The organism is Polynucleobacter sp. 39-46-10 (genome assembly GCF_002282275.1).
Genome location: NZ_NCJB01000227.1, coordinates 1 through 4,008, shown reverse-complemented (window position 1 = coordinate 4,008; position 4,008 = coordinate 1). Strand labels below are relative to the sequence as shown.

The 4,008-nt window shown below is 46.7% G+C and carries 4 protein-coding genes; 2 read left to right on the top strand and 2 right to left on the bottom strand.

The genetic code is table 11. The features are described 5' to 3' along the window. The first annotated feature begins 2 nt into the window (after positions 1–2). On the top strand, positions 3–1,010 hold the full coding sequence (locus B7X71_RS13230; RefSeq protein ID WP_293600984.1) for a 2-dehydropantoate 2-reductase: 1,008 nt from the start codon (positions 3–5) through the stop codon (positions 1,008–1,010). Positions 1,011–1,132: 122 nt separating this feature from the next. Here B7X71_RS13230 and B7X71_RS13225 read toward each other — a convergent pair whose 3' ends face one another. Then, the gene (locus B7X71_RS13225) at positions 1,133–1,900 is read right to left on the bottom strand and encodes a fumarylacetoacetate hydrolase family protein (protein WP_293600983.1); all 768 of its coding nucleotides are present in this window, start codon (positions 1,898–1,900) and stop codon (positions 1,133–1,135) included. 56 nt (positions 1,901–1,956) lie between these two features. Here B7X71_RS13225 and B7X71_RS13220 point away from each other — a divergent pair, with 56 nt between their 5' ends. Continuing rightward, positions 1,957–2,892 carry a reductase gene (locus tag B7X71_RS13220; protein ID WP_293600982.1) on the top strand — a complete coding sequence of 312 codons (936 nt, stop codon included), beginning with the start codon at positions 1,957–1,959 and terminating at the stop codon, positions 2,890–2,892. Here the strand turns inward: B7X71_RS13220 and B7X71_RS13215 are convergent. Next, on the bottom strand, positions 2,889–3,893 hold the full coding sequence (locus B7X71_RS13215) for a polyprenyl synthetase family protein (RefSeq protein ID WP_293600981.1): 1,005 nt from the start codon (positions 3,891–3,893) through the stop codon (positions 2,889–2,891). The genes B7X71_RS13220 and B7X71_RS13215 overlap by 4 nt on opposite strands. Positions 3,894–4,008 lie beyond the last annotated feature (115 nt).

Genomic DNA, 4,008 nt, shown 5'->3' with positions numbered 1-4,008 from the left:
GTGTGATCGGTGGAGGGGGCGCGATTGGCGGTTACCTTGCTGTCATGTTGGCACGAGCCGGCAATGATGTCACGGTAGTTGCGCGTGGCGCCACTTTGGCGGCAATTAAAGAGCGTGGCCTTGCATTAATTATGGATGACCAACCTGAGCCTTTGGTGGCACAGGTGAAAGCGGTTGAAAAAATTCGTGATGCAGAGACTCCAGATGTTGTGATTTTGGCAGTGAAGGCGCACCAAGTTGAGCCGATCATTCAGGATCTCGCTGCAATCATGGGCCCAGAAACGATTTTGATTCCAATGCAAAACGGCATTCCTTGGTGGTACTTCCAGAAGTTGGGTGGCGACTATCAAGATCACTCTGTCGAAACAGTTGATGCTGGTGGGGTTGCGAAGAATGCAATTAATCCAAACAACATCATAGGTTGCGTGGTCTATCCAGCAACCTTTACTCAGGCTCCTGGCGTGATCCGTCACGTTGAAGGCAATCGCTTCCCATTAGGTGAGTTAGATGGCAAACAGACTGAGCGTATTCAGAAGATGTCAGAAATGATGTCTGCAGCTGGATTTAAGTCACCAATCCTGGAAGACATTCGCTCTGAGATTTGGTTGAAGTTGTGGGGCAATATGACTTTCAATCCAATCAGCTCTTTGACTCATGGAACTTTGGAGGGCATTTGCCAGTATCCACTGACTAAAGAGTTGGCTCGCAATATGATGGCTGAAGCGCAAACGATTGCCGAGAAGTTAGGCGTCACTTTCCGCGTAGATATTGAGCGTCGTATTGCTGGTGCTGAAAAAGTCGGTAAGCATAAAACATCGATGTTGCAGGACCTGGAGGCGGGTCGTAGCTTAGAGATCGATGCTCTATTGGGTTCCGTAATTGAGCTTGGAAAGATTACCGAAACACCAACACCTTGCCTCAATACCGTCTTTGCATTAACAAAGTACCTTGATGAAAACGTTCAGGCCTCTAAAGGTAGCTTGGCGTTGCCATCTGTTTCTGGTTACTAAGCCTCTACAGAAATAGGTAGATTCAACACCTAAAGTAATTGAGTATTAAAAAACCCTCACCACTAAACATGGTGAGGGTTTTTGTTTTGGGGTGTTGGGATTAGACCAACAACCTTAATGACCTATTCGAAGCGATTATCTAAGCGTCCAACACCATCAATGATGATGCTGACATTACTGCCGGGCTTCATTGAACCAACCCCAACAGAAGTTCCGCAAGCAATGATGTCGCCAGCTTGCAGTGGGACATCTTGTGAGATCAGGCTAACCAATTTTGCTGGTGGGAAAATCATGTCGGCGATGGGGTAGTTCTGACGCTCTTGATCATTCAAAACAGTTTTAATTGTTAACTTGCTTGGATCTACATCGGTGGTGATGTAAGGGCCAAAGACTCCAAAAGTATTGAAGCTCTTAGAGCGTGTCCACTGTGCATATCCAGGATCGCGATTCAAAATTTCAATTGCAGTGACATCGTTAATGCAGGTGTAACCAAAAATGGCAGCGGCCGCTTGCGCTTCATCTACTTCATGACAGGCTTTCCCGATGACGATGCCGAGTTCGCCCTCATAAACGACTTTTCCAGAGTAAGACTTTGGAGTGCGAATGGTTTGATTGGCTGCTAAGAAAGAGTTATTGCCTTTCAGAAAATACAAAGGCTCTGCCGGCACGGCATGCTCCAGTTTGGTAACCAGCGCATGAAAGTTATCCACCATGGCAACCATTTTGGATGGAGTGCATGGGATATCGATAGTGACATCGGATAGCTTTAATGTCTCTCCAGTAGCTTGGGGATTGTTAAATAGATCGCCTGTGTACACGGCAATCTGATCCCCTTGAACTTGTCCTAAGCCGGATTTGCCTTGATGTTGAAATCTGAGCCATTGAGCCATAATGAATTCTCCTGATAGTTAATATTTGATAAGCAATATCTTACAGGGATCAATTGATGACTAAGAATTCTGAACTGCAATTTGCACCTGAATTGGACCAGCCAGTTCGTTATATTGAGCGTACCCGTAATTACTATTTAGGTTTGGGATATGAAACACCCTATGTTTGGGCCCACTACATTGAGGTGCCTTTTGCCCCACTGCAAAAGCCACTTAAACATTCAATTCTAGGTTTAGTTACTACTGCAGTCCCGTTTGATGCCAGTAAAGGCCCTCAAGGACCTGGTGCCCCCTATAACGCAGCCGCTAAGTTTTATGACCCCTATACTCGCTCAATTGATGAGGATGCAGACTTGCGTATTGCCCATGTCGGGGTTGATAGGCGTAATGCCGACATGCAGGATAGTAATTGCTGGTTTCCACTGGGCGCAGCGAAGCGCGCTGCTGCAAACGCACGCATTCAGTCCCTGTCGCAACATTTTTATGGGCTACCCACCAATCGCAGTCAACGTCATACCTTGGAGGTTGATGCGCCCTTGATTCTGAGTAAGCTGCGCGAAGATCATGTTGATGTTGCAGTGCTGATTCCCAATTGCCCTATTTGCCATCAGAGCCAAAGTTTATTGGCGCGATATTTGGAGGCTGCTGGTATTCCCACGGTAATCATGGGTGCGGCAAAAGATATTGTGGAATATTGCGGTGTCCCCCGTCTGCTCTTTAGTGACTTTCCCTTAGGCAATGCTGCAGCTCTTCCCAACAATATTCAATCGCAAGACTCCAATTTTGAATTGGCTCTTCGCTTGTTAGAGGGTGCTCCAGCAGGCCGAACAACGGTGCAATCCCCTTTGGTTTGGGCTTCAGACCCTTCGTGGAAATTGGACTATTCCAATTTAGAGCGACTCAGTGCAGAGGAAATTTTGCGCTTACGTGATGAGGCAGAAAAGGCCCGCATCACTGCACGCGATATCAGAGTAAAAAGCGTTGGAGCCTAGGTTTGCCTAGATAACGAGTATTTGCACAGAGCGTGTAACGCTGTTGTTGATTCGTTTTGAGGAAAGTCTTTGAGACATTCGAGCGCAAGATCTACTTCTCGTTTTGCGGCCGCTTGGGTGTAATCCAAAGCCCCAGAATTTTGTACTGCGCTCAGAATCTGCTGGAAGACGTCATCAGGTAAGTCTTGATTTTGCTCGATCGCTGCGCGAACCAGTAATTGCTCTTCAGTACTACCGTTTTCAAGAAGATAAATGAGCGGCAGCGTAGGCTTTCCTTCTCTCAAATCATCGCCAGCATTTTTCCCCATTTGGGATGCGTCAGCCGTGTAATCCAATAGGTCATCCATTAATTGGAAGGCTGTACCAATGTGGCGACCAAAAGCAGCAGCCTGCTCTCGATAACCATCCGATGCTTGCGCCAAAATTGCCCCAAGCTCTGTGGATGCTTCGAATAATTTGGCGGTTTTATAGCGAATCACCCGTAAATAACTCTTTTCATCAACTTCGGGGTCATTCATATTGAGGAGCTGTAAAACTTCCCCCTCTGCAATCGTATTGGTTGCATCGGACAGGATTTCCATGACTCTTAGGTCATTTGGCCCCACCATCATCTGAAAAGCTCTGGAATAGAGGAAATCGCCCACTAGCACGCTCGCAGCATTGCCAAAAGCGGCATTGGCAGTCTCGCGACCCCTTCTTAGAGTGGATTCATCGACAACGTCATCATGGAGTAGGGTGGCTGTGTGGATAAATTCCACTACGGCTGCCAGCTCTAAGGCATGGGGAGTTTCTCTACCATTGGCTAAGGCCTTGCTGACTAGTAGCAAAAGGGCTGGTCGAACCCGTTTTCCGCCTGCCTGGATGATGTAAGTCGAGATTTGGTCAATTAAGGCAACTTTTGAGGCTAATCGCAGGCGAATTACTTCATCTAAGGCCTTGAAATCTAAGGCAATAGGAGCCAAAATTTGGCTTAATTCATTGGTTTTGACAGTGCTCGTCATGCAAGATATAATAATGGGCTTAGCTCATCCAGGGTGGATTAGCTTAAATGTAGATATTAATTGAGGTTTCAAACCATGTACGCGGTCATAAAAACCGGTGGCAAACAGTATAAAG

Coding starts and splice junctions, on each gene's coding strand:
- B7X71_RS13225 (WP_293600983.1), bottom strand. CDS start 1,900: ATGGCTCAATGGCTCAGATTTCAACATCAAGGCAAATCCGGCTTAGGA.
- B7X71_RS13220 (WP_293600982.1), top strand. CDS start 1,957: ATGACTAAGAATTCTGAACTGCAATTTGCACCTGAATTGGACCAGCCA.
- B7X71_RS13215 (WP_293600981.1), bottom strand. CDS start 3,893: ATGACGAGCACTGTCAAAACCAATGAATTAAGCCAAATTTTGGCTCCT.